23 protein-coding genes and 6 tRNA genes are annotated in these 25,121 nt (G+C 68.4%); 12 read left to right on the top strand and 17 right to left on the bottom strand.

The window, feature by feature from the left end:
- Positions 1–118: 118 nt before the first annotated feature.
- The 3 genes from ACIBJH_RS44560 to ACIBJH_RS44550 form a co-directional block, all read right to left on the bottom strand.
- Positions 119–191, bottom strand: a tRNA-Gly gene (locus tag ACIBJH_RS44560).
- 80 nt (positions 192–271) lie between these two features.
- Positions 272–343: transfer RNA gene (locus tag ACIBJH_RS44555), tRNA-Gly, on the bottom strand.
- A 135-nt stretch (positions 344–478) separates the two neighbouring features.
- A complete protein-coding gene (locus tag ACIBJH_RS44550; protein ID WP_019073805.1) occupies positions 479–796 on the bottom strand; it encodes an Lsr2 family protein in 318 nt (105 codons plus the stop codon).
- A gap of 382 nt (positions 797–1,178) precedes the next feature.
- On the opposite strand from ACIBJH_RS44550, the gene purS reads away from it, so the two are divergent.
- From purS to purL, 3 genes are read left to right on the top strand one after another with little or no spacing between them, the layout of a single operon-like run.
- Positions 1,179–1,442 (top strand): phosphoribosylformylglycinamidine synthase subunit PurS, encoded by a 264-nt coding sequence (gene purS / locus ACIBJH_RS44545; protein ID WP_015659417.1) that lies wholly within the window; start codon positions 1,179–1,181, stop codon positions 1,440–1,442.
- Entirely contained in the window at positions 1,439–2,119 is a 681-nt protein-coding gene (purQ, locus tag ACIBJH_RS44540; protein WP_399122696.1) for a phosphoribosylformylglycinamidine synthase subunit PurQ, read from the top strand. The genes purS and purQ overlap by 4 nt, the downstream gene beginning before the upstream one ends.
- The gene (gene purL, locus ACIBJH_RS44535) at positions 2,116–4,374 is read left to right on the top strand and encodes a phosphoribosylformylglycinamidine synthase subunit PurL (RefSeq protein WP_399122694.1); all 2,259 of its coding nucleotides are present in this window, start codon (positions 2,116–2,118) and stop codon (positions 4,372–4,374) included. Before purQ ends, purL begins: the two co-directional genes overlap by 4 nt.
- Positions 4,375–4,443: 69 nt before the next feature.
- Here the strand turns inward: purL and ACIBJH_RS44530 are convergent, their stop codons facing one another.
- The gene (locus tag ACIBJH_RS44530; RefSeq protein WP_399122693.1) at positions 4,444–5,562 is read right to left on the bottom strand and encodes an FAD-dependent oxidoreductase; all 1,119 of its coding nucleotides are present in this window, start codon (positions 5,560–5,562) and stop codon (positions 4,444–4,446) included.
- A gap of 281 nt (positions 5,563–5,843) precedes the next feature.
- On the opposite strand from ACIBJH_RS44530, the gene ACIBJH_RS44525 reads away from it, so the two are divergent.
- Positions 5,844–6,203, top strand: a complete 360-nt coding sequence (locus tag ACIBJH_RS44525; protein WP_399122691.1) for an O-methyltransferase — start codon at positions 5,844–5,846, stop codon at positions 6,201–6,203.
- An 83-nt stretch (positions 6,204–6,286) separates the two neighbouring features.
- On the opposite strand, the gene ACIBJH_RS44520 is transcribed toward ACIBJH_RS44525, so the two are convergent.
- Both ACIBJH_RS44520 and ACIBJH_RS44515 read right to left on the bottom strand, forming a co-directional pair.
- Positions 6,287–6,481 (bottom strand): hypothetical protein, encoded by a 195-nt coding sequence (locus ACIBJH_RS44520; RefSeq protein ID WP_399122690.1) that lies wholly within the window; start codon positions 6,479–6,481, stop codon positions 6,287–6,289.
- On the bottom strand, positions 6,478–6,744 hold the full coding sequence (locus ACIBJH_RS44515; RefSeq protein ID WP_399122689.1) for a hypothetical protein: 267 nt from the start codon (positions 6,742–6,744) through the stop codon (positions 6,478–6,480). The genes ACIBJH_RS44520 and ACIBJH_RS44515 overlap by 4 nt, the downstream gene beginning before the upstream one ends.
- A gap of 158 nt (positions 6,745–6,902) precedes the next feature.
- On the opposite strand from ACIBJH_RS44515, the gene ACIBJH_RS44510 reads away from it, so the two are divergent.
- Positions 6,903–7,847, top strand: a complete 945-nt coding sequence (locus ACIBJH_RS44510) for a helix-turn-helix domain-containing protein (RefSeq protein WP_399122688.1) — start codon at positions 6,903–6,905, stop codon at positions 7,845–7,847.
- On the top strand, positions 7,844–8,047 hold the full coding sequence (locus ACIBJH_RS44505; protein WP_399122687.1) for a DUF397 domain-containing protein: 204 nt from the start codon (positions 7,844–7,846) through the stop codon (positions 8,045–8,047). Before ACIBJH_RS44510 ends, ACIBJH_RS44505 begins: the two co-directional genes overlap by 4 nt.
- Here the strand turns inward: ACIBJH_RS44505 and ACIBJH_RS44500 are convergent.
- Positions 8,032–9,534 carry an MFS transporter gene (locus ACIBJH_RS44500; protein ID WP_399122685.1) on the bottom strand — a complete coding sequence of 501 codons (1,503 nt, stop codon included), beginning with the start codon at positions 9,532–9,534 and terminating at the stop codon, positions 8,032–8,034. The two genes, ACIBJH_RS44505 and ACIBJH_RS44500, sit on opposite strands and share 16 nt — an antisense overlap.
- 67 nt (positions 9,535–9,601) lie before the next feature.
- Between ACIBJH_RS44500 and ACIBJH_RS44495 the strand changes: the two genes are divergently transcribed.
- The 4 genes from ACIBJH_RS44495 to purM all read left to right on the top strand — a co-directional run bounded on the left by ACIBJH_RS44495 (position 9,602) and on the right by purM (position 14,022).
- Entirely contained in the window at positions 9,602–10,240 is a 639-nt protein-coding gene (locus ACIBJH_RS44495) for a TetR/AcrR family transcriptional regulator (protein ID WP_399122684.1), read from the top strand.
- A gap of 157 nt (positions 10,241–10,397) precedes the next feature.
- Positions 10,398–11,195 (top strand): sterol carrier family protein, encoded by a 798-nt coding sequence (locus ACIBJH_RS44490; protein ID WP_399122683.1) that lies wholly within the window; start codon positions 10,398–10,400, stop codon positions 11,193–11,195.
- 188 nt (positions 11,196–11,383) lie between these two features.
- Positions 11,384–12,913, top strand: coding sequence for an amidophosphoribosyltransferase (gene purF / locus ACIBJH_RS44485; protein ID WP_399122682.1), 1,530 nt, complete (start codon positions 11,384–11,386; stop codon positions 12,911–12,913).
- 35 nt (positions 12,914–12,948) lie between these two features.
- Entirely contained in the window at positions 12,949–14,022 is a 1,074-nt protein-coding gene (purM, locus tag ACIBJH_RS44480) for a phosphoribosylformylglycinamidine cyclo-ligase (RefSeq protein WP_399122680.1), read from the top strand.
- A gap of 130 nt (positions 14,023–14,152) precedes the next feature.
- Here the strand turns inward: purM and ACIBJH_RS44475 are convergent, their stop codons facing one another.
- Together ACIBJH_RS44475 and ACIBJH_RS44470 are read right to left on the bottom strand one after the other, a co-directional pair.
- Positions 14,153–14,410 carry a DUF3073 domain-containing protein gene (locus ACIBJH_RS44475; RefSeq protein ID WP_019061825.1) on the bottom strand — a complete coding sequence of 86 codons (258 nt, stop codon included), beginning with the start codon at positions 14,408–14,410 and terminating at the stop codon, positions 14,153–14,155.
- 275 nt (positions 14,411–14,685) lie between these two features.
- Positions 14,686–15,777 (bottom strand): Leu/Phe/Val dehydrogenase, encoded by a 1,092-nt coding sequence (locus ACIBJH_RS44470; protein ID WP_399122679.1) that lies wholly within the window; start codon positions 15,775–15,777, stop codon positions 14,686–14,688.
- Positions 15,778–15,999: 222 nt separating this feature from the next.
- Between ACIBJH_RS44470 and ACIBJH_RS44465 the strand changes: the two genes are divergently transcribed.
- Together ACIBJH_RS44465 and bldC are read left to right on the top strand one after the other, a co-directional pair.
- Positions 16,000–16,845 carry a hypothetical protein gene (locus ACIBJH_RS44465; RefSeq protein ID WP_399122678.1) on the top strand — a complete coding sequence of 282 codons (846 nt, stop codon included), beginning with the start codon at positions 16,000–16,002 and terminating at the stop codon, positions 16,843–16,845.
- 490 nt (positions 16,846–17,335) lie between these two features.
- Positions 17,336–17,542, top strand: coding sequence for a developmental transcriptional regulator BldC (bldC, locus tag ACIBJH_RS44460; protein ID WP_003949541.1), 207 nt, complete (start codon positions 17,336–17,338; stop codon positions 17,540–17,542).
- A gap of 402 nt (positions 17,543–17,944) precedes the next feature.
- Here the strand turns inward: bldC and ACIBJH_RS44455 are convergent, their stop codons facing one another.
- The 8 genes from ACIBJH_RS44455 to ACIBJH_RS44420 all read right to left on the bottom strand — a co-directional run bounded on the left by ACIBJH_RS44455 (position 17,945) and on the right by ACIBJH_RS44420 (position 25,067).
- Entirely contained in the window at positions 17,945–18,121 is a 177-nt protein-coding gene (locus tag ACIBJH_RS44455; protein ID WP_236584730.1) for a DUF6274 family protein, read from the bottom strand.
- Between the two features lie 318 nt (positions 18,122–18,439).
- Positions 18,440–18,514 (bottom strand) — tRNA-Asp (locus ACIBJH_RS44450).
- Positions 18,515–18,609: 95 nt separating this feature from the next.
- Positions 18,610–22,578, bottom strand: coding sequence for an ATP-dependent RNA helicase HrpA (gene hrpA, locus ACIBJH_RS44445; RefSeq protein WP_399122677.1), 3,969 nt, complete (start codon positions 22,576–22,578; stop codon positions 18,610–18,612).
- 83 nt (positions 22,579–22,661) lie between these two features.
- Positions 22,662–23,024 (bottom strand): hypothetical protein, encoded by a 363-nt coding sequence (locus ACIBJH_RS44440; RefSeq protein ID WP_399122676.1) that lies wholly within the window; start codon positions 23,022–23,024, stop codon positions 22,662–22,664.
- A gap of 69 nt (positions 23,025–23,093) precedes the next feature.
- Positions 23,094–23,167: transfer RNA gene (locus ACIBJH_RS44435), tRNA-Phe, on the bottom strand.
- Positions 23,168–23,191: 24 nt separating this feature from the next.
- Positions 23,192–23,266: transfer RNA gene (locus ACIBJH_RS44430), tRNA-Asp, on the bottom strand.
- Positions 23,267–23,315: 49 nt separating this feature from the next.
- Positions 23,316–23,388 (bottom strand) — tRNA-Glu (locus tag ACIBJH_RS44425).
- 80 nt (positions 23,389–23,468) lie between these two features.
- Positions 23,469–25,067: a metallophosphoesterase gene (locus tag ACIBJH_RS44420; RefSeq protein ID WP_399122675.1), complete on the bottom strand. Its 1,599-nt coding sequence runs from the start codon at positions 25,065–25,067 to the stop codon at positions 23,469–23,471.
- Positions 25,068–25,121: the final 54 nt, after the last annotated feature.

Raw genomic sequence — 25,121 nt, 5'->3', positions numbered from 1 at the left:
GTGCGCGGTGTCATCACTCGGCATGACAAATGTCAGACGGGCGCCGACACATGACGGGCGTCGAGGCCCACAGGCACACGAAAAGACCCCGGTCCAGTGGACCGGGGTCTTGTTCCCGAGCGGACGACCAGGTTCGAACTGGCGACCTCAACCTTGGCAAGGTTGCGCTCTACCAACTGAGCTACGTCCGCATTGCCTCCGACCGGCTCTCACCGATCGGCGCGAGCACCAGCCTACCCGATCCACCAGAGTGGTCCGGACGGCGATGCAGAGCGGGTGACAGGAATTGCACACTGCGCCTTCCCCCTGGAAGGGGGATGTTCTGCTACTGAACTACACCCGCATGTACTCCGTGAGCTGGGCCTTTCGGCCTCGCCCCTCGGCGTGCTCCGAACTCTAGCTGACCAGGAGGGGTGCTGCGCAAGTCGGTTCCCCCGAGGGCCCGGTGACCGGTCGTCGGGGGAACCGTGCGGGCCGCCTACTGCGCGGCGGCGAACGCCTCGTAGACCTTCTTGGGGATGCGTCCGCGGGCCGGCACGTCCATCTTGTTCGCCTGTGCCCAGGCGCGGACGGCCGCAGGGTCGGGGGCGACCTCGGTCTGGCGGTAGGCCTTGCCCGACCTCGACCGCTTGCGACCTGCGTCCACGTACGGCGCGAGCGCCTTACGCAGTTTCTTGGCATTGGCTTGATTCAGGTCGATCTCGTACGACTTGCCGTCGAGTCCGAAGGCGATCGTCTCCGCCGCTTCCGAGCCGTCGATGTCGTCAAAGAGAGTGACCACGACCTTCTGCGCCACGAATATCGGTCCCTTCGTGCGACACCTGAAACCGCACTATCCGCGAGGGCGCACGGAGACGCCACGGAGGTGCGGAGATGTCGACTGTCCGCCTGTTAATGGGCAAAGTATCGGCTATTGGCAATTCATTTGTACAGTGCCCGGCAATGCAATGTGAAGCCCGACTAAATCTTCCCGCGTGTCTCCGCGCAATAGTGAACCGGGATCGATCCGGGATCTTTCCCTGAACTTTTCGTGAAGACCCCCACTCGATGCCGGATCGTGACGGTCCTCACGTAGATTCCTACAACTCTACCCGCGTAGAAATTTTGTGCGGGTAGTCTGAAGACACCTGTCGAAGACCCGCAGGAACACGCTCAGCACCACAACACCGGGAGTGCCAGTGGCACGCGTCGTAGTCGACGTCATGCTCAAGCCGGAGATCCTCGACCCCCAGGGCCAGGCGGTCCAGCGTGCGCTGCCGCGCCTGGGTTTCGAAGGCATCTCCGACGTACGTCAGGGAAAGCGATTCGAACTGGAAGTTGACGGCCCGGTCGACGAGGCCGCGCTCGCCCGCATCCACGATCTTGCGGAATCCTTCCTCGCCAACACCGTGATCGAGGACTTCACCGTCAAGGTGGAGGAAGTCGCGGAGGCCGCGAAGTGACCGCTCGTATTGGCGTCGTCACTTTCCCGGGCAGCCTCGACGACCGGGACACCCAGCGCGCGATCCGCCTCGCCGGCGCCGAACCGGTCGCCCTCTGGCACAAGGACAAGAACCTCCACCAGGTGGACGCGGTAGTCCTCCCGGGCGGTTTTTCCTACGGCGACTATCTGCGCGCGGGTGCCATCTCCCGCTTCTCGCCGGTGATGGAGACGGTCATCGAGCAGGCGAAGTCGGGACTCCCCGTCCTCGGTATCTGCAACGGCTTCCAGATCCTCACCGAGGCGCACCTCCTCCCCGGCGCGATGCTCGGCAACAACCACCTGCACTTCATCTGCCGTGACCAGAAACTGCGGGTGGAGAGCGCGGACACGGCCTGGACCGGTGACTACACCGCCGGCCAGGAGATCCACATCCCGCTGAAGAACATGGACGGCCGCTACGTCGCCGACGAGCACACGCTCGACGAGCTGGAGGCCGAGGGCCGCGTCGTCTTCCGCTACCTCGACGTGAACCCGAACGGCTCGCTGCGCGACATCGCCGGCATCACCAACGCCGCCGGGAACGTCGTGGGCCTCATGCCGCACCCCGAGCACGCGGTCGAGCCGCTCATCGGGTCCGGCCGCACGGACGGCCTCCCCTTCTTCACCTCGATCCTCAAGAAGCTGGTCAACGCATGAGCCGGACGCCTCTGGACACGGTCGAGCACGCGGCCGAGACCCCCGACGTCGAGCTGCCCTGGGCCGAACTCGGCCTGAAGAAGGACGAGTACGAGCGCGTGGTCGAGATCCTCGGCCGCCGTCCGACCGGCGCCGAACTCGCCATGTACTCGGTCATGTGGTCCGAGCACTGCTCGTACAAGTCCTCCAAGGTCCACCTCCGCCAGTTCGGCGAGAAGGCCCCCCAGTCGGACGCCCTGCTCGTCGGCATCGGCGAGAACGCGGGCGTGGTCGACGTCGGCCAGGGCTACGCGGTCACCTTCAAGGTGGAGTCGCACAACCACCCGTCCTACGTCGAGCCCTACCAGGGCGCGGCCACGGGCGTCGGCGGCATCGTGCGCGACATCATCGCGATGGGCGCCCGCCCGGTCGCCGTCGTAGACCCGCTGCGCTTCGGCGCGGCCGACCACCCCGACACCAAGCGCGTCCTGCCGGGCGTCGTCGCGGGCATCGGCGGCTACGGCAACTGCCTGGGCCTGCCCAACATCGGCGGCGAGGTCGTCTTCGACGCCTGCTACCAGGGCAACCCGCTGGTCAACGCCGGTGCCATCGGCGTGATGCGGCACGAGGACATCCACCTCGCGAAGGCCTCCGGCGCGGGCAACAAGGTCATCCTCTACGGCGCCCGCACGGGCGGCGACGGCATCGGCGGCGCGTCGATCCTGGCGAGCGAGACCTTCGACGACGCGAAGCCTTCGAAGCGGCCGGCCGTCCAGGTCGGCGACCCCTTCCAGGAGAAGCTCCTCATCGAGTGCACCCTGGAGGCCTTCAAGGAGAAGCTGGTCGTCGGCATCCAGGACCTGGGTGCGGCCGGACTCTCCTGCGCCACAAGCGAGTTGGCGTCCAACGGCTCCGGCGGCATGACGGTCACCCTGGACGATGTACCCCTCCGTGACTCCACCCTCTCGCCCGAGGAAATCCTCATGAGCGAGTCGCAGGAGCGGATGTGCGCGGTCGTGGAGCCGTCGAAGGTCGGCCGCTTCCTGGAGATCTGCGAGAAGTGGGACGTCATCGCCACGGTCATCGGCGAGGTGACGGACGGCGACCGGCTGGAGATCTTCTGGCACGGCGGCAAGATCGTGGACGTCGACCCGCGGACCGTGGCCCATGACGGTCCGGTCTACGAGCGCCCGTACGCCCGCCCGTCCTGGCAGGACGCGCTCCAGGCGGACGACGCCAACAAGCTTGCCCGGCCCGGGACTTCGGAGGAACTGAAGGCCCAGGTCCTGGCGCTGGTGTCGTCCCCGAACCAGGCGTCGAAGAAGTGGATCACGTCTCAGTACGACCACTTCGTGCAGGGCAACACGGTGCTGGCGCAGCCCGAGGACTCGGGCATGATCCGCATCGACGAGGAGACCGGCCTCGGCGTCGCCATCGCGACGGACGGCAACGGCCGGTACGCGAAGCTCGACCCGTACGCGGGCGCCCAGTTGGCGCTGTCCGAGGCCTACCGCAACGTGGCCACGACCGGCGCGAAGCCCCTCGCGGTCTCCGACTGCCTGAACTTCGGTTCGCCCGAGGACCCGGCGGTCATGTGGCAGTTCGCGGAGGCGATCCGTGGACTGGCCGACGCCTGCCAGCAGTTGGGCACGCCGGTCACGGGCGGCAACGTCTCGCTCTACAACCAGACGGGCGACGTGGCGATCCATCCGACCCCGGTGGTCGCGGTGTTGGGCGTGATCGACGACGTGGCGCGCCGCACACCGGTCGCGTTCCAGGAGGACGGGCAGCTGCTCTACCTCCTCGGCGACACCCGCGAGGAGTTCGGCGGTTCGGCCTGGTCGCAGGTCGTCCACGACCACCTCGGCGGACTGCCCCCGAAGGTCGACCTGGAGCGCGAGCGCCTGCTGGCCGAGATCCTGATCTCCGCCTCCCGCGACGGCATGATCGACTCGGCGCACGACCTGTCCGACGGCGGTCTGGTCCAAGCGGTAGTGGAATCGGCCCTGTTGGGCGAGAAGGGCGCACGCCTGATCGTCCCGGACGGCCTGGACGCGTTCACCTTCCTCTTCTCGGAGTCGGCGGGCCGCGCGGTCGTCGCGGTCCCACGCTCGGAGGAGCTGCGCTTCAACGACATGTGCGGCGCACGCGGCCTGCCGGTCACGCGCATCGGTGTCGTGGACGGCGAATCGGTCGAGATCCAGGGCGAGTTCGCGCTGTCCCTGGCGGAGCTGCGCGAGGCGCACGAGGGGACGATCCCGGCGCTGCTTGCGTAGCAGTTCGGATGGGGAAAGCGTTCGTGGACGCGGTCACGGAGACGACCGCTCCACGAACGCTTTCGCTTGTCAGGCTTTCTGGCCGAAGAAGGCGAGCAGGTCCTGACCCAGGGCCTCGTTGATGGCCACGGCCTCGACGGCGGCCGTGGCGCTACGAGGGAACAGTGCCTCCTCGTACGCGGTGAGCGCCTGCTCGATGTCGTCGGGGTACGCGGCGATGGCCAGGGCGAGTTCGGCGCCGTCCTGCATGGCGAGGTTGGCGCCCTCACCGTCCGGCGGCGCGAGATGGGCGGCGTCACCGACGAGAGTCACTCCCGGTACCCGGTCCCAACGGTGCCCGATCGGCAGTGAGTTGAGGGGGCGCAGGACCGGGGCAGTGTCGGTGTCGGTGATCAGGGCGGTGAGCTCGGGGGCCCAGCCGTCGAACTCCGCGGCGATCCGTTCGGTGGCCGCGGCGGCATCGGTGAAGTCGATGCGATCGAACCACTCCTGCGGCCTGACCAGCGTCGCATAGGCGTGCAGCGTCTCGCCGCTCTCCCGGTGCGCCCCGATCCACCTCCCCTTCGCGTCCTTGTCGAGCACGAACAGCGATCCGCCGCCGACCGCCTTCGCGGCGGCGGGATGCCGGGTCTCGGCCTCGTACAGATAGGTCTCGACGAAGGTCCGGCCGAAATACTCCGGGGTGGCGTCGGACAGCAGCGGCCGTACGCGGGACCAGGCGCCGTCCGCGCCGACGAGCAGACCGGTGACGGTGGTGCCACTGTCCGCGAAGGCCACCTCGTGCCGGCCCTCGCCGAGCGCGCGCACCCCGCTGACCTTGTGTCCCCACCGCACGGTGCCGTCCGGGAGCGAGTCGAGCAGGATCTGCCGCAGCTCGCCGCGCTGCACCTCGGGGCGGCTGCCCGTGCCGTCGTCGGGATGGTCGTGCAAGACGGTTCCGTCCGGGGCGAGGATGCGGCTCGCCTGGCGGCCCGCCAGGACGATGGCGCGGAACTCGTCCATCAAGTCGGCCTCCTCCAGGGCGAGTTGGCCGTTGTAGTCGTGGATGTCGAGCATCCCGCCCTGCAGCCGGGCCTTCGGTGAGGCTTCCGCCTCGTAGACCGTGGCCGGTATGCCGTGGACGTGCAGGACGCGGGCGAGGGTCAGTCCGCCGAGTCCGGCGCCGATGATCGTGACGTGCGTGGTCATGACGACTCCGTGTGTGTCTTGCGTGTCGCGGGCCTGCCGGACGGTCGCCCGGCGGCTGCTCCGGAACGGTTCCAGCGCGCACCGACAATCCGCCGACGCGAGACCGACATGGCCGACAGCCGACCGACATGGCTGTTGCACGGGAGGGATGGCGCTTGCATTATTCGTGGATGTACGACATCCCGATCGCCTCGCCAACTGCCCTTCCGCCCTTGCGTGTTGCGGCCTAGGAGGCAGGCTTCACCAGGTCGTACGAGGAGCGGACCGGCAGTCTGTTGTCCGTGCTCGCGGCGGCCCGGCCAGGTGGCCGCGTCCTCGAACTCGGCACCGGCGCGGGCGAAGGCACCGCCTGGCTCCTGAGCGGGATGGACGAAGACTCGCGACTGATCACCGTCGAACGTGACGCCGCCGTCCAGGCGATCGCCCGCGAGGAATTGAGGTCGGATGCGCGGGTGACTTTCGTGACGGCGGACGCGGGTCCATGGCTGGAGGCGTATGAGAGGGAGCCCTTCGACCTGGTCTTCGCGGACACCTGGCCCGGCAAATTCACCCACCTCGAACGAGCCCTGGGCCTTGGCTCCCGGCGGGACCTACCTGATCGACGACCTGCTTCCGCAGCCGGACTGGCCGACGTCCCATAAGTCCGCCATGAAACACCTGTTGGCCGAACTGGAGGAACGCCCGGATTTCCGCTCTGTGCGCTTGGCGTGGTCGAGCGGCCTGGTCATGGCGGTACGGGCCGCCGGTTGAGGGGTGCGCCGGGTCGGCAAGGTCCGCCGACGCCGGTGGTGGTGAACGGGATTACGGGCGTGGGGAGTTCGTCCGGGGGGGACGGTGGTGGCTCGGCGTCCGGCTTGAGCAGCAAGAAGAGGGCGAGCAGGGCGAGCAGGCCGGTGAGGGTGCTGAGGACGAGGTTCACTCCTCGACCAACTCGGTGTCGGTGACCAGTGCTTGCCGCTCGGTGTGATCTTTCAGCTTCACCCAGAGAAAGGCGTGCTCGGCGTCGACACCGGCATATCCGGAACCGACCTGCACGACGACGCCCTCAAAGAGTTCCGGTGCTTCCCGGCGGTGCGGTCCCGGTGGCACGTAGCTGGTGCCTTTGACTCGGTCGCCGACGAGGAAGGGGGCGTCGGTGCGGGGGCGGGAGTTGGGGGTGGGGTTGTTGCGTGGAGTGGTCATGGGATCACGGTCACGCAGGTGCCATGCGAGAGGCAATCGAACGTAGAAATTCCACGAGAACTGGCAAATGCCAGAAGATGTGCATGTGTCTGCGCGAGGTGGGCAGGAGCTGTCAGACTCGGGGCACGTGCAGTGATGAGCCGGGCACGGGGCGTCAAGTGCCCGGCATCGGCATACTGTTGGCGGGCATGACCGCGGGAGGGGCGGGCAGAGTGGCAATGAAGACAGGGCCGACGATCCGGCGTATGCAACTGGGGCAGGAGCTGCGGAGGCTTCGCCAGAACGCGGCGAGTGACGACGGCGTGGGTCTGACCTTGGCGCAGGCGGTACAGGGACTGGGCTTCACCGAGTCGAAGTTGTACCGAGTGGAGAACGGGCTGACGGGACTGCCCAAGGCCCAGGATCTCAAGGTGTTGCTGGAGCGGTACGGGGTTGATGAACCGGACGACGTGGAGTTCTTGCTGGAGATCCACAAGAACTCGCTGGACCGGGGCTGGTGGTCGCCGTACCGGAGCTTCATGCCGTCCGGTTTCGGGATGAGCGTCGGCCTCGAAGGTGACGCCAAGATCCTCCGCGTCTACGAGCCGTGCGTGATGTACGGGCTGTTCCAGACGGACGTGTACGCGCGGGCGCAGTTCGAGATCGCCAAGCCGATCGATGAGCGCACGACAGAGTTCGTGGAGCGCAACATCGAGATCCGGATGAAGCGCAAGGAGGTCATCACGCGCTCAGTTCGGCCGGTGGAGGTCCACGCGATCCTCGAAGAGGCCGCGGTGCGACGGGTCTACGGCGGTCCGGAAGTGATGCGCGAGCAGTACGAGTACCTGGCGGAACTCACAGCGCTGGACCACGTGACGGTGCAGATCCTTCCCTGGTCCCAGCCCGTCTACCGGTCGCCCGAGAGTTTCGTGCTCATGGAGTTCGAGTCCCCGTTGCCCACCGTCGTCAGCAAGGACGGTCAGGACACCGTCAGCCTGACGGACAAGGACACCGAACTCTGGCGCTACTCCCGCCGGTTCGACGCCATGCGAGCTGGAGCCCCTGGGCCCAGGGAAACCAGCGAGTTCTTGAAGAAACTGGCACGAGAGATGGAACGACCATGACTACGCCCCAACTGGCACCGGAATCCGCCTGGTTCAAGTCGTCCTACAGCAACGACTCGGGCGGCAACTGTGTCGAGATAGCCAACCTCACCCCCACCCAATCCCTGGTCGCCGTCCGAGACTCCAAGATTCCGCACGGCCCCGCGCTCACCCTCCCGCCGGAGGCGTTCACCGCGTTCGTGACTTACGTGCGTACATAAGCGAGGTCATCGCCCGCGACCGAACCACCTGTCGCTTCCCCGGACTTGGGCAACCGCCAGGCCAACACCGCGGCCACCCCCATCAACCCGGCCCCGCCCCAGAACACCACCTGCGTCGCATCGACAAAGGCCTGGACGCCGGCCACGCGCGCCGAACCCGTCAGATGAGCCAGCCCCGTGATGTCCCCACCGGGCCCGTGCTCGCCGTAGAAACGGGCCAGCACTGTGCCGAACGCCGCCGTGCCCAGGGCGTTGCCCAGGGTCTGGAAGAAGCGGATCGAGGTCGTGGCCACGCCCAGCTGGTGGGGTGGCGCGGAGTCCTGGACCAGCAGGATCAGTTGGCCGACGAGCTGGCCGAACCCCGCCCCCGCCAGGAACAGTTCCGCTCGGATCAGCCACAGGGACGTGTCCGGGCCGGTCGTCGTGGCGAGCAGGGCGAACGCGAGTGCCGTCGTCGCCGTACCGCTGAGCGTGAAGGTCCGGGCCGACCAGCCCCGCGCGCCCAGCGGCCCGGTGAGCAGGCCCGCCGCCCCCAGTCCCACCGCCAGCGGCACCAGGAACAGGCCCGCCGATGAGCTGGCGATGCCTCGCGCGACCTGGAGATAGATCAGGACGTAGTAGATCGCGCACATCATCGCGCCGCCGAGAATCGCCTGCACCGCGAAGCCGAGCCGCAGTTCGCGGACCTTGAACAGGGAGAGCGGCAACACCGGTTCGGGCGCCCGGAGTTGGCGCCAGACGAACAGGGCGAGCGTCACAGCCGTGGCGAAGCCCAAGCCCACGATCTCCGGCGAAGCCCACCCGTACTTCTTGCCGCCCCAGTCCGTCGTCAGGAGCAGCGCGCTGGAGAACCCGGCCGCCAGCCCCGCGCCCAAGTAGTCCAGCGGGCGCCGGACATGATGCTCGGGGAGCTTCAGCGCGAAGACGGCCGTGACCAGGACCACCATGCCCACCGGCAGGTTGACGTAGAAGATCCACCGCCAGTTCGCGTGGTCGGCGAGCAGGCCGCCGGTCCATGGGCCGATCGCCATCGCGCCGCCGGCCACCAGTCCACCGGCGTTCGCGCCCCTGCCGGAGTCCTCCCCGCCTGGTCCTTTCAGGTGGGCGATCACCACCATCGTGATGCTCATCAGTCCGCCTCCGCCCAGGCCCTGGAGGGCGCGGGCCGCGATGAGCTGGTCCATGGACCGCGCGGCTCCGCACAGCGCCGAGCCGAGCAGGAAGGTGGCGATCGCCGCGGTGAAGACCCGCTTGGGGCCGTGTACGTCGCAGAGCTTGCCGTAGAGCGGGAGCATCGCAGCCGACGCGAGCGCGTAGGCGCTGACCAGCCACGGAATCTTGTCGATGCCGTGGGCGGGGTCGAGGTCCCGGACGATCGGGACGGTTGCCGCGGACACGATCTGCAGGTCGAGCAGGGCCAGCACGATCGTGACGAGGCAGACGGCGAAGCCGATTTTTCGCTGGGTCTCGGTCACGGAAACCACCATGGAGGTTGTTCGTGTACCGAGTCAATATTTCATCCGGGATTAAATTTCGCCTTGGTACAGTAAATCCGTGACCGAAGCGATGGGACTGCGTGAGCGCAAGAAGCTGGAGACGGCCAGGCGGATCATCCGAACCGCGATCGGCCTCTTCTCCGAGCGCGGTTTCGACAACGTCTCCGTCCAGGAGATCGCCGACGCGTCCGACGTCTCCAAGATGACCGTCTTCAACTACTTCGGCACCAAGGAGGACCTGGTCTTCTGGCCCATGGAGGAGCACTTCGGCGACGCGGCGCGCGCGGTGCGCGAGCGCGCGGTCGGCGAGTCCGCGGTGGAGGCCGTACGACGGCAGTTCCTGGAGATGGTCGCGACCCGCGATCCGGCGGTCGGCCTGCACAGCGAACCCTTCGCCCGCCAACTGCGCGAACTCGTCATGGGCACGCCGGTGTTGAAGGAACGCGCCTTCCTGGCCGCGCAGCGCGGCACCCGGGACATGGCCGCCCACCTCGCCGAGGAGACCGGCGACCTGATGCTCGCCACGGTCGCCGCCGCCATGATCAGCGCCGCCCGCAACGCCCTCATCGAGGAGCACTACCGCCGTATCGACGCGGGCGAGCCGGTCACCACGGTCGCCGCCGAAGCCCCCGGACGAGCCGAGCGCGCCTTCGCGTTGGTGGAGAACGGGCTCGGCGACTACGCGCGCCGCCCCTGACCGACCGCCGACCGCCGCCGGTTTCGCGGCCGATCCCCCGCCCTCCCGGAGGGTGTCTCCCGAAAAGTGTGTCACTGGCACGAGTAAGTGACACACTTTTTTGGGAGTACCCCCGTCCCCCGGGTGGCCGCCGCGGCCACGGAATAGGCTCCCCGCCATGCCCACGGCCAAGAAGCGCGCCCGCACCTATGACCCGGTCAAGACCCGCACCGCGGTTCTCGCCCAGTTCGGGAACGTACGGGAGGCGGTGGCGGCCCTCACCGCCGAGCAGCTCACGCTGCCGACCCGGCTCGGGGACTGGACCGTGCGGGAACTCGTCGCGCACATGGGGGCCGCGCTCTCCGCGATCGGCCGCTTCCTCGACCGGCCGGTGCCCGCCGCAGCGGACGCCACCGTGCTCGACTGGCCGTTCGCGACCGCCGCCAACTCCGACGCCCTCGCCGACATGGCCCACCGGCTCGCCGAGCGGAACCCCGACCTCGGCACCTACCTCGCCGGCATCGAGCAGGGCCTCACCGCCCACCTCGACGCCCACCCCGGCACCCGGCTGCTCGAAACCAACGCGGGCGCCATGCCTCTCGCCGACTACCTCGTCACCCGCACCGTCGAACTCTGCGTCCACACCGACGACCTCAACGCCGCCGTCCCCGGCCTCGACATTCCCTACGACCGTCAGGCCCTCGCCGCCGCCACCAGGCTCCTCGCCGATGCCCTCGCGCTGAAGGCGCCCGGCGGTTCCACCGAGGTGCGGATCCCGCCGTATGCCGTCGTGCAGTGCGTCGAAGGGCCCCGGCACACCCGCGGCACCCCGCCCAATGTCGTCGAGACCGACCCGCTGACCTGGATGCGGCTCGCGACCGGGCGGACGGCGTGGAAGGACGCCGTGGAGGAGGCGAAGGTCAGGGCGAGCGGGGAGCGGGCCGACCTCGCGGCCCTGTTGCCGATCATGTCCTGAGGGCGGTTCGGGGCCGGTCGGGGCGCGGCAGGATGTGCGACCGCTCACCTCGTAGGGCGGGCGGCGGGGCCGTCGTAGCGTCGCTTTCCGTGTTTTGGCTGGTGGGAGCGGTGGTGTCGGGGAGTGATCCATTACAGGCGTGTATCCCGAATTCGGACCAGTGGTCGATCTCGCCTACACTCGGTGCCGTGCCACGTGGTGACGGTCGACTCAGTCATGATCTGCTCCCCGGCGAGAAAGGACCCCAGGACGCTTGTGGCGTCTTCGGAGTCTGGGCTCCCGGTGAAGAGGTCGCCAAGCTCACTTACTTCGGGCTCTACGCCCTCCAGCATCGAGGCCAGGAATCCGCGGGAATCGCGGTCAGCAACGGCTCCCAGATCCTCGTCTTCAAGGACATGGGCCTCGTTTCCCAGGTCTTCGACGAGACCTCGCTCGGTTCGCTCCAGGGTCATATCGCGGTCGGTCACGCCCGCTACTCGACCACCGGGGCCTCCACCTGGGAGAACGCCCAGCCGACGTTCCGCGCCACCGCGCACGGTTCGATCGCGCTCGGCCACAACGGCAACCTGGTCAACACCGCCCAGCTCGCGGAGATGGTCGCCGACCTCCCCAAGAAGGAGGGCGGCCGCACCCCGCGGGTGGCCGCGACCAACGACACCGACCTCCTCACGGCCCTGCTCGCCGCCCAGGAGGACCCGGACGGCAAGCCGCTGACCATCGAGGAGGCGGCCCACCAGATCCTCCCGCAGGTCCAGGGCGCCTTCTCGCTCGTCTTCATGGACGAGCACACCCTCTACGCGGCCCGCGACCCCCAGGGCATCCGCCCGATGGTCCTCGGCCGGCTTGAGCGCGGCTGGGTCGTCGCCTCCGAGTCCGCCGCCCTCGACATCTGCGGTGCCGCCTACGTCCGCGAGATCGAGCCGGGCGAGTTCGTCGCCATCGACGAGAACGGCCTGCGCACCTCCCGATTCGCGGAAGCGAAGCCCAAGGGCTGTGTCTTCGAGTACGTCTATCTGGCCCGCCCCGACACCGACATCGCCGGCCGGAACGTGTACCTCTCCCGGGTGGAGATGGGCCGGAAACTCGCCGAAGAAGCTCCCGTCGAGGCCGATCTGGTCATAGCGACTCCGGAGTCCGGCACCCCGGCGGCGATCGGCTACGCGGAGGCCTCGGGCATCCCGTTCGGCGCCGGTCTGGTGAAGAACGCCTATGTCGGCCGTACGTTCATCCAGCCCTCGCAGACCATCCGGCAGCTCGGCATCCGCCTGAAGCTGAACCCGCTGAAGGAAGTCATCAAGGGCAAGCGCCTGGTCGTCGTCGACGACTCGATCGTGCGCGGCAACACCCAGCGGGCGCTGGTGCGCATGCTCCGGGAGGCCGGGGCCGCCGAGGTCCACATCCGGATCTCCTCGCCGCCCGTGAAGTGGCCCTGCTTCTTCGGCATCGACTTCGCCACCCGCGCGGAACTCATCGCCAACGGCATGACCATCGACGAGATCGGCACCTCGCTCGGCGCCGACTCCCTGTCGTACATCTCCCTCGACGGCATGATCGAGGCGACCACCATCGCCAAGCCGAACCTCTGCCGTGCCTGCTTCGACGGCGAGTACCCGATGGACCTCCCGGACCCCGAGCTGCTCGGCAAGCAGCTCCTGGAGACCGAGCTGGCGGCCGGTCCGGCCGCCACGGCCGCGGCCGACGCGATCCGTCGCCCGTAGAAGCCCCGTATCACCAACCCGAAAGATCCCAGGCAATGTCTGAGAGTCCCGCTTCCGGTGCTTCCTACGCGGCTGCCGGTGTCGACATCGACGCCGGCGACCGCGCCGTAGAACTCATGAAGGAGTGGGTGAAGAAGACCCAGCGCCCCGAGGTCCTCGGCGGCCTCGGCGGCTTCGCCGGGCTCTTCGACGCCTCCGCCCTCAAGCGGTTCGAGCGCCCCCTGCTCGCCTCCGCCACGGACGGCGTCGGCACGAAGGTCGACATCGCCCGCCGCCTCGGCGTCTACGACACGATCGGCCACGACCTGGTCGCGATGGTCATGGACGACATCGTGGTGTGCGGCGCCGAGCCGCTCTTCATGACCGACTACATCTGCGTCGGCAAGGTGCACCCCGAGCGTGTCGCGGCCATCGTGAAGGGCATCGCCGAGGGCTGTGTGCTGGCCGGCTGCGCCCTGGTCGGCGGCGAGACCGCCGAACACCCGGGTCTGCTGGGCCCGGACGACTTCGACGTCGCCGGCGCCGGTACGGGCGTCGTGGAGGCCGACCGGCTGCTCGGCGCGGATCGCATCCGCACGGGTGACGCGGTCATCGCCATGGCCGCCTCCGGACTTCACTCGAACGGGTACTCGCTCGTCCGGCATGTCCTGCTCGACCAGGCCGGCCTGGACCTGGAGGCGCGGATCGACGAACTCGGCCGCACCCTCGGCGAGGAACTCCTCGTGCCCACGAAGATCTACTCACTGGACTGCCTCGCGCTGACCCGTACGGCCGACGTGCACGCCTTCTCGCACGTCACCGGCGGCGGACTGGCCGCGAACCTCGCCCGGGTGATCCCGGACGGCCTGCACGCGATCGTGGACCGCTCCACCTGGACCCCGGCGCCGATCTTCGACCTCGTCGGGAAGACCGGCCGGGTCGAGCGCCTGGAGCTGGAGAAGACCCTGAACATGGGCGTCGGCATGATCGCGATCGTGCCCGAGGAGTCCGCGGACGTGGCCCTGGAGACCCTGGCCGACCGCGGGGTCGAGGCATGGGTCGCCGGCGAGATCACCGAGCGCGGCGACCACGCGACGGGCGCGGCCATGGTCGGCACGTATTCGATTTAAAGCGCCTCAGCCTGATCGCAGCGGCTGCCTGAGGAACGGCAGCACAAAACCCGGTCCGGCGGTGTTGCCCCGGACCGGGTGAGGTGCAGTTGTTCCGGCTATGCGGAAACTGCGGAGGGACGCTGTTGCGTCAAGCGCCGCGACGTTGCGACTGAGGACCGGACTCGTCGTCCTCGTCCTCATCGTCGTCGTTATAGAGATCCGCGTACTGAGCGTACGGGTCGTCTTCTTCCTCGTCGTCGTCTTCGAACGGCTCGCCATTCGGCGGCTGGCTCGAAGTCGAAGCGCCCAGCTCATTGGCCAGACGCGAGAGGTCAGTCCCGCCGCTGCTGTACTTCAGCTGGCGGGCGACCTTCGTCTGCTTGGCCTTTGCCCGGCCGCGCCCCATGGCTCGACCCCCTCGGATACGAGGCTCGGTGGCCTCAGAGTCTTGACACGCGTTCATGATCTGGAACGGACTCTCCGTGGAGAGACCGGTCCGTAGGGCTTCCACGGTACCTGAGCCCGCGCCCATACGGTACGTCGCCCGCAGCACGTGCCGGGCCACAGGACCCGCGAGGTGCCCTGTCCTCGCTGGTCAACCGCGATTTTAACCACTTCTTGGCAGGCGACCCGCCGACGAACGTGAGAGTTCTCTCGAAGTCTTCGCCGGCGGGTACCGGCTCACCTGTTCCGCGAGGCCGCCTCGTGCATCCGCTGCTCGGCGATCCGGTCGGCCGCGGCGGCCGGCGGAATACCGTCGTCCTTCGCACGTGCGAATATGGCCAGCGTGGTGTCGAAGATCTTCGCGGCCTTCGCCTTGCACCGTTCGAAGTCGAACCCGTGCAGCTCGTCGGCGACCTGGATCACCCCGCCGGCGTTCACCACGTAGTCCGGCGCGTAGAGGATCCCGCGGTCGGCGAGGTCCTTCTCGACGCCCGGGTGCGCGAGCTGGTTGTTGGCGGCGCCGCACACCACCTTGGCGGTCAGCACCGGCACGGTCTCGTCGTCGAGCGCCCCGCCGAGCGCGCAGGGGGCGTAGACGTCGAGCCCCTCGACCCGGATCAGGGCCTCGGTGTCCGCGACGGCCCGCACACCGGTCGGGTGCTTGTCGAGGATCCGCCGTACGGACTCCTCGCGCACATCGGTGATGACGACCTCGGCGCCCTCGTCCCGCAGGTGCTCGACCAGGTGGTGCCCGACCTTGCCGACGCCCGCGATGCCGACCGTACGGCCGCGCAGCGACGGATCGCCCCACAGGTGCTGGGCGCTGGCCCGCATGCCCTGGAAGACGCCGAAGGCGGTCAGCACGGAGGAGTCGCCCGCGCCGCCGTTCTCCGGGGAACGCCCGGTGGTCCAGCGGCACTCGCGGGCCACGACGTCCATGTCGGCGACATACGTGCCGACATCGCACGCGGTGACGTACCGCCCGCCCAGCGAGGCCACGAACCGGCCGTAGGCGAGCAGGAGTTCCTCGGTCTTGTCGCGCTCCGGGTCGCCGATGATCACGGCTTTCCCGCCGCCGTGGTCCAGGCCGGCCATGGCGTTCTTGTACGACATCCCGCGGGCGAGGTTGAGCGCGTCGGCGACGGCGTCGGCCTCGCTCGCGTACGGGTAGAAGCGCGTGCCGCCCAGTGCGGGGCCCAGCGCGGTGTTGTGGATGGCGATGACGGCCTTGAGGCCGCTGGCCCGGTCCTGACAGAGCACGACTTGCTCATGACCGCCCTGGTCCGAGTGGAACAGGGTGTGCAGGACGCCGTTGTCTACGTCGGTCACTGTGGTGACTCCTGGGTAAGTGGCGGCGGTTGGAGACAGGCCCCCGTAGGGGTGGCGGGTGCCGTGGGACGAGCGTAGGGCCTGCGTGTGGCCGCCATCGGTGCAGTGTTCAGGATCACCTACCGAAGGGGGGTGTCCGTGCGACGATTTGCATAGTTTTCCCGCCCGTTCGTGAGCGGGTTCCGAAGGTTTTCCTGACGGTCGGCGGGGGAGGGAGCAGGCGTGCCCAAGAAGGTGTCCTCGGTGACCGTCCCGTACGCGACCTATCTACGGGTCTACGAACCGCTGGCCGCTTTCCCGGAGCCGGAGCGCGGCCACTGGGCGCGCTACGCCCGCCGGCCCGACCGTCCGTCGTACCAGGACGAACTGCGCCGGGCGCTGGCCGACTTGCTGCCCACCCCGCCGGTCGCGGTGCCGGTGCATGAGAGCGCCGACGCCTTCGTGGTGGAGGTCGACGGCGTGGTCTGCGTCTGCCCCTGGCGCACCCGGCTGCGCGGCTGGCAGGCCCTGGGAGACCTCGCGGAGGAACTTCCGCCCTCGGTCCTGGACGCCGTGCTGCCGCCGCTCGTACGGCATCAGGCCTCCCAGGACTACGAGCGCTGGCTGGCCCGGAATCCGGACGCGCGGCCGTGGATCCGGACGGCGACCTGGCAGGTGCCGCTGAACTGGTTCGTGCTCGTCGGGGACGAGGAGCGCCGCTACGACAAGGCGTCCGGGGACGATCCGCCGATGCTGCGCTACCGGACGCCCATGGTGCAGGCGCGGCGGCGCACGGCGCGAGCACTGCGGACGCTGAAGGACGCGATCGACGACGGGCCGCTGATCGACGGTCTGGTGGACGTGGGGCGCTGGCTGGAGGAGTTCCATCCGCGGTCCCTGGTCGAGCTGGACTACGGCGGGCTCGTGCACGTCCTGCCGGCCGGCGAGCTGGAGGACGACCACTCGGCGGCGGACGTGGCAGCGGGCATCGAGGCGCTGCGGACCGGGGACGGGGCGGCGGCGGGCGAGGCGTACGGGCGGCTCGTGGAGCGCTGGCGGTCGGTCAGGGACCGGCGCTCGGCGAACTGACAAGTTCGAACAACTGCGCATAGGATTCTTACGGTTCGTCAACACGGGACGTAGGTCCCGATCCGGACGTTTGATGTCAAGGGTGACGGATCGCACGTGCAGATCCCTTGCGCCCCTTGCCCGCCCTCATGCCAAAATAGGACAAGGAGTCCGGGGAGGACTCTGTCCGTCCCGTTGTGGGCGGAATCTCAGCATTGCGTGCTTTGGGGGGTCTGGATGACTCCTGATCGCCCTGTGACTGATCGTCACAGTGGTGTGACTGTCCGTTATGGCATGGTCCATCGGCTTCCGTCGCTGATGGACACCTGGGATGGCAATTCCGTCGGTTTGGCCGTAGCGGTTGGACAGATGGTGTAGTTGTAGTGCCGAGGACATGCCGTTCGTCCTATAACCGACTCGACCCGCGTCCGCCATTTCGGGCAACGCGGGTCAAGGTGCAGAATTTAGAGGAAAGAACCGAGAAGGTTCGGTTCTCCCGAGGAGGCCGCTCATGACCGCTCGCACCCCTGATGCCGAGCCGCTGCTGACCCCGGCTGAGGTCGCCACGATGTTCCGTGTGGACCCCAAGACGGTCACGCGGTGGGCGAAGGCCGGAAAGCTCACTTCGATTCGCACGCTCGGCGGACACCGCCGTTACCGCGAGGCGGAGGTCCGTGCACTGCTCGCGGGCATTCCGCAGCAGCGCAGCGAAGCCTGACCAACTGAATACGGGCGAAACGGCTGGTCCCCCAACCGGTCAGGCGCCCGAACAGCACAGCTCCAAGCGACGCGGGTTCTGCCCCAACAGAGCCCACCCCCAACGCTCTTAGACATGTGAACACAGGGTGCGTCGTAGATCGCGCTGGACTCCGCCGGGTCCAGCGCGATCTTTTTTGTGCCTGGTCGGGGGTCCGTGCGTGCCCCGCGCGGGGTCCTGTGAGGGACCTTGTCGGAGTCTGGGGAGGCCTGTCGGATCTCCTGTGGACCATCCCCCGCAGGGGTGCAATTGCACATATTAAATTGACCAGTTGTAGGCGAGTCTTAAGTTCCACCGTTTCAAAAACTTATGCGGTGACACCCGTCACATGCCGGATGGCTTGTTGCCCATGGTCCATGTGCGCTAAGGGAGTTGGTCCGGTGGATCGTCCTGGGGCTCCGGTGGCGGAGGGGAATCCAGGGCCAGCCGCAGCAGGCGGTGGCAGATCGGACAGTGCCGGGTCACATGGCGGTAGGAGCTGGCGGCCGACAGATGCGCACGGAGCAGAGCCCGCGTCTCATGCCTGACCGAAGCCGCCATACGCCACCTCCAGTGGCCCTGCGGGAACGGGGCCTGGTTTCTGGGTACCGGGAGCCGGCGGCTGCGTCAAGGGGACCGTCTGCGCCGGGCACCGTCCCTGGGGGCTCCGCCCCCAGACCCCCATCGGCCCTGAAGGGGCCTCGTCCTCAAACTCCCCCAGAGGGGGGACCCCCAACGGGCTGGGTGGTGCGGGCCGGCACAGAAAGGCCGCCGCGCGTGCACGAAAAAACCCACCTCCCGAAGGAAGTGGGTCTCCTGCGCTGGACGCACGAGTAAGGCCCGCGTCTCCGGAGAGTTGCGGGCCCTGGTCGTTCACTGCGGTCCTGACGGGATTTGAACCCGCGGCCTCCACCTTGACAGGGTGGCGAGCACTCCAAGCTGCTCCACAGGACCTGGTTTCGCGGCACTTGATGGTGCGTTGTGCTGCGAGACGAGACTGTACAGGAGGGTGGCCCGCCTGGTCGAACTCACCCTGTGTGCGGGCGCCGTTACGGCGCGGCGGCGTCGATCGCCTTCACGATCCGCTTGTCCGAGACCGGGTACGCCGTGCCCAGCGCGTGCGCGAAATAGCTCACCCGGAGCTCCTCGATCATCCAGCGGATGTCACGGACCGAGGACGGCACCGGGCGGCCCTGCGGGAGTTGTTCCAGGAGCCACGCGTACTCGTCCTGCATCTCGTGGACCTTCTCCATGCGGGTCGTGTCCCGCTGGACGCCCGTCGGCATCTGCTGGAGACGGCGGTCCGCGGCCACCAAGTAGCGCATCAGGTCCGGTAGGCGGCGTATCCCGGCCGCCGTCACGAACCCGGGCTTCACGAGGGCGTCCAGCTGGGCGCGTACGTCCGCGAGGTTCGGGAGGAGGGCCGGGCTGCTCGCCGCCTTCAGACGGCGCTCACAGGCCTGCCAGGCGGCGAGCACCTGTTGGACCTGGCTCACGGCCCGGACCGTCGTGTCGACGATCTCGGCCCGCACCCGCTCGTACAGCTTCCGGTACGACTCCTCGTCCCACGCCGGCCCGCCGAAGTCACCGATGAGTTTGTCGGCCGCCGCGAGCGCGCAGTCGTCGAACAGCGCCTGGATCGAACCGTGCGGATTCGCGGACAGCGCGAGCTTCTGCGCGTTGGTGAGCTTTTCGGAAGCGAACTTCGCGGGATTGACCGGGATGTTGCGGACGATCAGCCGCCGCGTGCCCTTCCACATCGCCTCCGCCTGCTCGGCCTCCGTGTCGAAGAGCCGGACCGAGACGGTGTCTCCGTCGTCGACCAGTGCCGGGTACGCCTTCACAGGCTGGCCCGCCCGGCGCGTCTCGAAGACGCGCGTGAGCGTGCCGATCGACCAGTCCGTCAGGCCCTTCCGCTCCAGCGACTCCCCGCCCTCACGCTCCGCCGTCGCCGCGGCCGCCTGCGAGATGGCCTGGCGTGCCTTCGGCTTCAGGCGGAGCTTCAGTGCCTCCAGGTCCTTGTCCTCGGCCAGTTTGCGGCGGCGCTCGTCCACGATCCGGAAGGTGATCAGGAGATGGTCCGGGACCTTCGACCAGTCGAAGTCGTCGGCCGTGAAGGGGACTCCGACCATGCGCTTCAACTCGCGGGCCATGGTGGTGGTCAACGGCTCCTGCAACGGGGTCGCCGTGGCCAGGAAGCGCTGCGCGAAGTTCGGTGCCGGTACGTAGTTGCGGCGGATCGGCTTCGGGAGGGAGCGGATCAGCTCCGTCACGACCTCCTCCCGCAGGCCCGGGATCTGCCAGTCGAAGCCCTCGTCCGTGACCTGGTTGAGGACGTGGAGCGGGATGTGGACCGTGACCCCGTCCGCGTCCGCGCCCGGCTCGAACTGGTACGTCACCCGGAACTTCAGCGGACCCTGCCGCCACGAGTCCGGATAGTCGTCCTTGCTGATGTCGCCCGCACGCTCGTTGATGAGCATCGAGCGCTCGAAGTCGAGGAGTTCGGGCTCCTCGTGCCGCTTGTGCTTCCACCAGGAGTCGAAGTGGGCGCCGGACACGACGTGTTCGGGCACCCGCTGGTCGTAGAAGTCGTAGAGCGTCTCGTCGTCGACCAGGATGTCCCGGCGTCGGGCGCGATGCTCCAACTCCTCGACCTCGGTGAGGAGTTTGCGGTTGTCGGCGAAGAACTTGTGGTGCGTGCGCCAGTCGCCCTCTACGAGTGCGTTGCGGATGAAGAGTTCGCGACTGGCCTCCGGGTCGATGCGGCCGTAGTTCACCTTGCGCTGGGCGATGATCGGGACGCCGTAGAGCGTGACCTTCTCGAAGGCCATCACGGCCGCCTGGTCCTTCTCCCAATGCGGTTCGCTGTACGTCCGCTTGAGGAGATGGCCGGCGAGCGGCTCGACCCACTCGGGTTCGATCTTGGCGTTGACGCGCGCCCAGAGGCGCGAAGTCTCCACCAGCTCCGCCGACATGACGAAACGCGGGGTCTTCTTGAAGAGCGCCGAACCCGGGAAGATCGCGAACTTGGCGCTGCGGGCGCCGAGATACTCGTTCTTCGCGCCGTCCTTCACGTCCTTCATGCCGATGTGGGAGAGCAGTCCCGCGAGGAGGGAGACGTGGACGCTCTGTTCGGCCGCGTCCTCCTCGTTGAACTGGATGCCCATCTGCTTGGCCACCGTGCGGAGTTGGCTGTAGATGTCCTGCCACTCACGGATGCGGAGGAAGTTCAGGTACTCCTGCTTGCACATGCGCCGGAAGGCCGACGAACCGCGTTCCTTCTGCTGTTCGCGGATGTACCGCCACATGTTCAGGAACGCGAGGAAGTCGCTCGTCTCGTCGCGGAAACGGGCGTGCTGCTGGTCGGCCTGCGTCTGCTTGTCGGCCGGGCGCTCGCGCGGGTCCTGGATGGAGAGCGCGGCGGCGATCACCATGACCTCGCGGACACAGCCGTTCTTGTCGGCCTCCAGGACCATGCGGGCGAGCCGGGGGTCCACGGGCAGTTGGGCGAGCTTGCGGCCCGTCTGCGTGAGCCGCTTGCGCGGGTCCTTCTCGCCAGGGTCCAACGCGCCCAGTTCCTGGAGGAGTTGGACACCGTCGCGGATGTTGCGGTGGTCCGGCGGGTCGATGAACGGGAACTTCTCGATCTCGCCGAGGCCGGCCGCCGTCATCTGCAGGATGACCGAGGCGAGGTTCGTACGGAGGATCTCGGCGTCCGTGAACTCCGGGCGGGCGAGGAAGTCGTCCTCGGAGTAGAGCCGGATGCAGATGCCGTCCGACGTACGGCCACAACGACCCTTGCGCTGATTGGCACTTGCCTGGCTGACCGCCTCGATGGGCAGTCGCTGCACCTTCGTACGGTGGCTGTAGCGGCTGATCCGGGCGAAGCCGGGGTCGATGACGTACTTGATGCCCGGGACGGTGAGGGAGGTCTCGGCGACGTTGGTCGCCAGAACGATCCTGCGGCCGGTGTGCTGCTGGAACACGCGGTGCTGCTCGGCGTGCGAGAGCCGGGCGTAGAGGGGGAGGACCTCGGTGAAGCGGTAGTTCTTCTTCGTCAGCGCGTCCGCCGTGTCGCGGATCTCCCGCTCGCCGGACAGGAAGACGAGGATGTCGCCCTTGCCCTCGCCCTGAAGCTCCTCGACCGCGTCGCAGATCGCGGTGATCTGGTCGCGATCGGAGTCCTCGGAGTCGTCTTCGAGGAGCGGGCGGTAACGGACCTCCACCGGATACGTCCGGCCGCTCACCTCGATGATCGGGGCCTCGCCGAAGTGCCGTGAGAAACGCTCCGGGTCGATCGTCGCCGAGGTGATGATGACCTTCAAGTCCGGGCGCTTGGGCAGCAGTTGGGCCAGGTACCCGAGCAGGAAGTCGATGTTGAGGGACCGCTCGTGGGCCTCGTCGATGATGATCGTGTCGTAGGCGCGCAGTTCACGGTCGGTCTGGATCTCGGCGAGCAGGATGCCGTCCGTCATCAGCTTGATGAAGGTGGAGTCCTGGTTGACCTGGTCGGTGAAGCGGACCTTCCAGCCGACGGCCTCGCCGAGCGGGGTGTCCATCTCCTCCGCGACCCGCTCGGCCACGGTCCGGGCGGCGATACGGCGGGGCTGGGTGTGCCCGATCATGCCGCGCACGCCACGACCGAGTTCGAGACAGATCTTCGGGATCTGGGTCGTCTTCCCGGAACCGGTCTCACCCGCCACGATCACGACCTGGTGATCACGGATGGCTGCCGCGATGTCGGCCTTCTTCTGGCTGACCGGCAACTGCTCGGGATACGAGATCGCGGGGATACGGCGGCGCCGCTCCGCCATCCGCTCCTCGCCACGGGCCACCTCGGCCTCGATCTCGGCGAGCACGGCGGCACGCGCCTCCGGCTTACGGATCCTGCGCGCGCCTTCGAGCCTGCGCCCGAGCCGGTGCGCGTCGCGCAGGGTCAGCTCGGTCAGGCGGGGGGCGAGATCGCCGAGGGCGGGGGCGGCGGGAGCGCCGGGGGCGGAGGCGGGGTGCGTAGACATACGCCGTCCAGGATCTCACCTCGCCGAAATTCCTGGCGAATGAATTGGCGGGGGCGGATTGGTGAGGGGGGCGTGCGGGTGAGTCAGGGTGCCGTTGTCGGAGTGGTGGGCGAGGGGATGCCGGCCGTCCCCGGGGGCTCCGCCCCCAGACCCCCGTCGGCCGGAACGGCCTCGTCCTCAAGCGCCGGACGGGCTGGTTGATGCTGACCGGCATCCCGCGACATCGACTGTGCCGTGTTCGACACGGCCTTGATGCCCAGGTACGCCGTGGTCAGACTCGCCATCGCGGTGAACGCCGAGGACAGCACACCCACGATCACCGCCCGGTCACCGTCCAGCTGCCACACCCCGAAGATCGCCACCGCGGTGATCGCGACATTGCTGCCGACCACCGCGACCAGCCCGTACCGCGCCCGTGTCTTCTCCAGGTTCGTGTCCTGGCCCATCGCGCCCCACCCTGTGTCGTCCGGTCACGACGAAAGCCCCGTCCCGATGGGACAGGGCTTTCGATCCGGTGGCTGGGGCCGGGGTCGAACCGGCGACCTATCGCTTTTCAGGCGATCGCTCGTACCAACTGAGCTACCCAGCCACGAGGCTTCCGGGGAAACCTCAGCGGTCCTGACGGGATTTGAACCCGCGGCCTCCACCTTGACAGGGTGGCGAGCACTCCAAACTGCTCCACAGGACCAAGCTGTTGCGTGCGGACTGGCGGAGCCAGTGTCGCACACGGTGTTGCGTGCCCCCAACGGGATTCGAACCCGTGCTACCGCCTTGAAAGGGCGGCGTCCTAGGCCGCTAGACGATGAGGGCTATCGGCCCGCCTGGGCGCTTCTCAGCGCGTCGGGGACGTGAGAAGCATATGGGATGGCGGGAGGTATCGCCAAAACGGTTTACGGGGTCCTCGACGCCGCGCTCGGTGAGGGGCTCGGGGACGGGCTGGGGGACGGACTCGGGGACGGACTCGGGGACCGGGGTGCGCCCGGGAGGTTCTCCTTCGGGAGGTGGCGGCTCACCTCGGCCGTCGTCAGGCCCAGGCCGCCGAGTTTGATCTCGTCCCAGGCCTGGAGGCGATGGGTGTCGCGGTCGATGTAGAGGATCGACGCCTCGATGGGGTCGGGGTACTTGCCCTCCACCGCGCGCAGGCCGCTGCCGCCCGTCGAGCCCTCGATACGGAGGCGGGTGCCGTGCTTCATGACCTCGGTGCCCTCGTGGTGGAGGTGGCCGGCCAGGACGAGCGGGACCTCGCCGTCCGTCTGGCGGGCCGCCGACGGTTCGTGGACCAGGGCGATGTCGACCGGGGTGCCCGCGGCCCGCTGGTCGCGGAGGGCGGAGGCGAGCTGGTCGCCGGCCAGCTCCTCGGCCGCGTTGCCGCCGGGGGCGACCGAGCGGTCGGGGGTGAACTGGGGGTCGCCGATGCCCGCGAAGCGCACGCCCGCGACCGTTTCCGCCCGGCCCTCGTCCAGGACGTGCACGTTCTTCATGCGCTGCAGATAGCGCTGGGTGACCAGGGAGTCGTGGTTGCCCCTGACCCAGACGTAAGGGGCGCCGAGGTCGGCGATGGGGTCCAGGAAGCCGTTCTCGGCGGCCGTGCCGTGGTCCATGGTGTCGCCGGTGTCGACGATGACGTTCACCTTGTACTGCTCCACCAGCGACGCGATGATCTTCCAGCTCGCGGGGTTCAGGTGGATGTCCGAGACGTGGAGCACGCGGATCGTCGTCGGGTCCGGCTGGTACGCGGGGAGGGTGGACGTGACGTCGTAGAGCTTGGTCACGTTGGTCACCAGGCGGGCCAACTCCTGCTGGTAGACGTCGAATTCGGTGACGATGCTGCGTGCGTTGCCGACCACGGAGGGGGCGGAGGAGAGCAGCCCGGAGAACTTGGGTTCCAGGATGGATTTGGGGTTCCAGGTCGCGTAGGCGGTCGCTCCGGACGCGGCGAGGAGGGTGAGGGCGAGGCCGCCGGCGGCGAGGGCGCGGCGGGGACGGCGGTAGACGGCGAGGCCGAGGGTGGTGGCGCCGAGGACGACGGCGGTGCAGGAGCGTACGGCGAGGTCGAGGGTGCCGTGTTCGACGTCGTGGGCGACCTCGTTCTGGAGGCCGGAGATGCGCTCGGGGTGGTCGACGAGGGCCTCGGAGCGTTCGGGGTCGAGCTGGTCGACGTTGACGTCGAGGCGGACGGGGGCGTGGTGGCTGTCGAGGGAGAGGGCGCCGAGCGGCGAGATGTTGATCTTGGTGCCGCCGGTGAGGGAGGGGCGCAGGGTCATCGTGGTGTTCATGGGGCCGACCTGGGCGCGGACGTTGCCGACGATGAGCAGGCCGAGCCAGGCGCCGACGAGGACGACCGTGATGAGGCCGAGGGCGCGGGACCAGGGGTGGGGCTGGGGGACGAGTTCGAGGGTGGGGCGGGGGCGGCGGGCGCGGTAGCGGTGGGTCAGGGCGCGCTGGGCCCGGCGGAGGCGGTTCAGGGCTGCGACGGGGACGCTGGCCATTGGTCCCGTATGCCCAGGAGTGGGTGCGTGTATGCGGGGTGGGGCGTGGGAGTG

It is taken from the genome of Streptomyces sp. NPDC050548, from assembly GCF_044457385.1.
In the GTDB taxonomy this organism is placed as follows: domain Bacteria; phylum Actinomycetota; class Actinomycetes; order Streptomycetales; family Streptomycetaceae; genus Streptomyces.
The sequence above is the reverse complement of the archived record's forward strand: the minus strand, read 5'-3'. Positions and strand labels throughout refer to the sequence as shown.

What these genes read in the sequence shown, in the direction of transcription:
- purL (WP_399122694.1), top strand. Translation starts at nt 2,116, where the DNA reads ATGAGCCGGACGCCTCTGGACACGGTCGAGCACGCGGCCGAGACCCCC.
- ACIBJH_RS44530 (WP_399122693.1), bottom strand. Translation starts at nt 5,562, where the DNA reads ATGACCACGCACGTCACGATCATCGGCGCCGGACTCGGCGGACTGACC.
- ACIBJH_RS44515 (WP_399122689.1), bottom strand. Translation starts at nt 6,744, where the DNA reads ATGACCACTCCACGCAACAACCCCACCCCCAACTCCCGCCCCCGCACC.
- ACIBJH_RS44505 (WP_399122687.1), top strand. Translation starts at nt 7,844, where the DNA reads ATGACTACGCCCCAACTGGCACCGGAATCCGCCTGGTTCAAGTCGTCC.
- ACIBJH_RS44500 (WP_399122685.1), bottom strand. Translation starts at nt 9,534, where the DNA reads ATGGTGGTTTCCGTGACCGAGACCCAGCGAAAAATCGGCTTCGCCGTC.
- ACIBJH_RS44490 (WP_399122683.1), top strand. Translation starts at nt 10,398, where the DNA reads ATGCCCACGGCCAAGAAGCGCGCCCGCACCTATGACCCGGTCAAGACC.
- purM (WP_399122680.1), top strand. Translation starts at nt 12,949, where the DNA reads ATGTCTGAGAGTCCCGCTTCCGGTGCTTCCTACGCGGCTGCCGGTGTC.
- ACIBJH_RS44475 (WP_019061825.1), bottom strand. Translation starts at nt 14,410, where the DNA reads ATGGGGCGCGGCCGGGCAAAGGCCAAGCAGACGAAGGTCGCCCGCCAG.
- bldC (WP_003949541.1), top strand. Translation starts at nt 17,336, where the DNA reads ATGACCGCTCGCACCCCTGATGCCGAGCCGCTGCTGACCCCGGCTGAG.
- ACIBJH_RS44455 (WP_236584730.1), bottom strand. Translation starts at nt 18,121, where the DNA reads ATGGCGGCTTCGGTCAGGCATGAGACGCGGGCTCTGCTCCGTGCGCAT.
- hrpA (WP_399122677.1), bottom strand. Translation starts at nt 22,578, where the DNA reads ATGTCTACGCACCCCGCCTCCGCCCCCGGCGCTCCCGCCGCCCCCGCC.
- ACIBJH_RS44440 (WP_399122676.1), bottom strand. Translation starts at nt 23,024, where the DNA reads ATGGGCCAGGACACGAACCTGGAGAAGACACGGGCGCGGTACGGGCTG.
- ACIBJH_RS44420 (WP_399122675.1), bottom strand. Translation starts at nt 25,067, where the DNA reads ATGGCCAGCGTCCCCGTCGCAGCCCTGAACCGCCTCCGCCGGGCCCAG.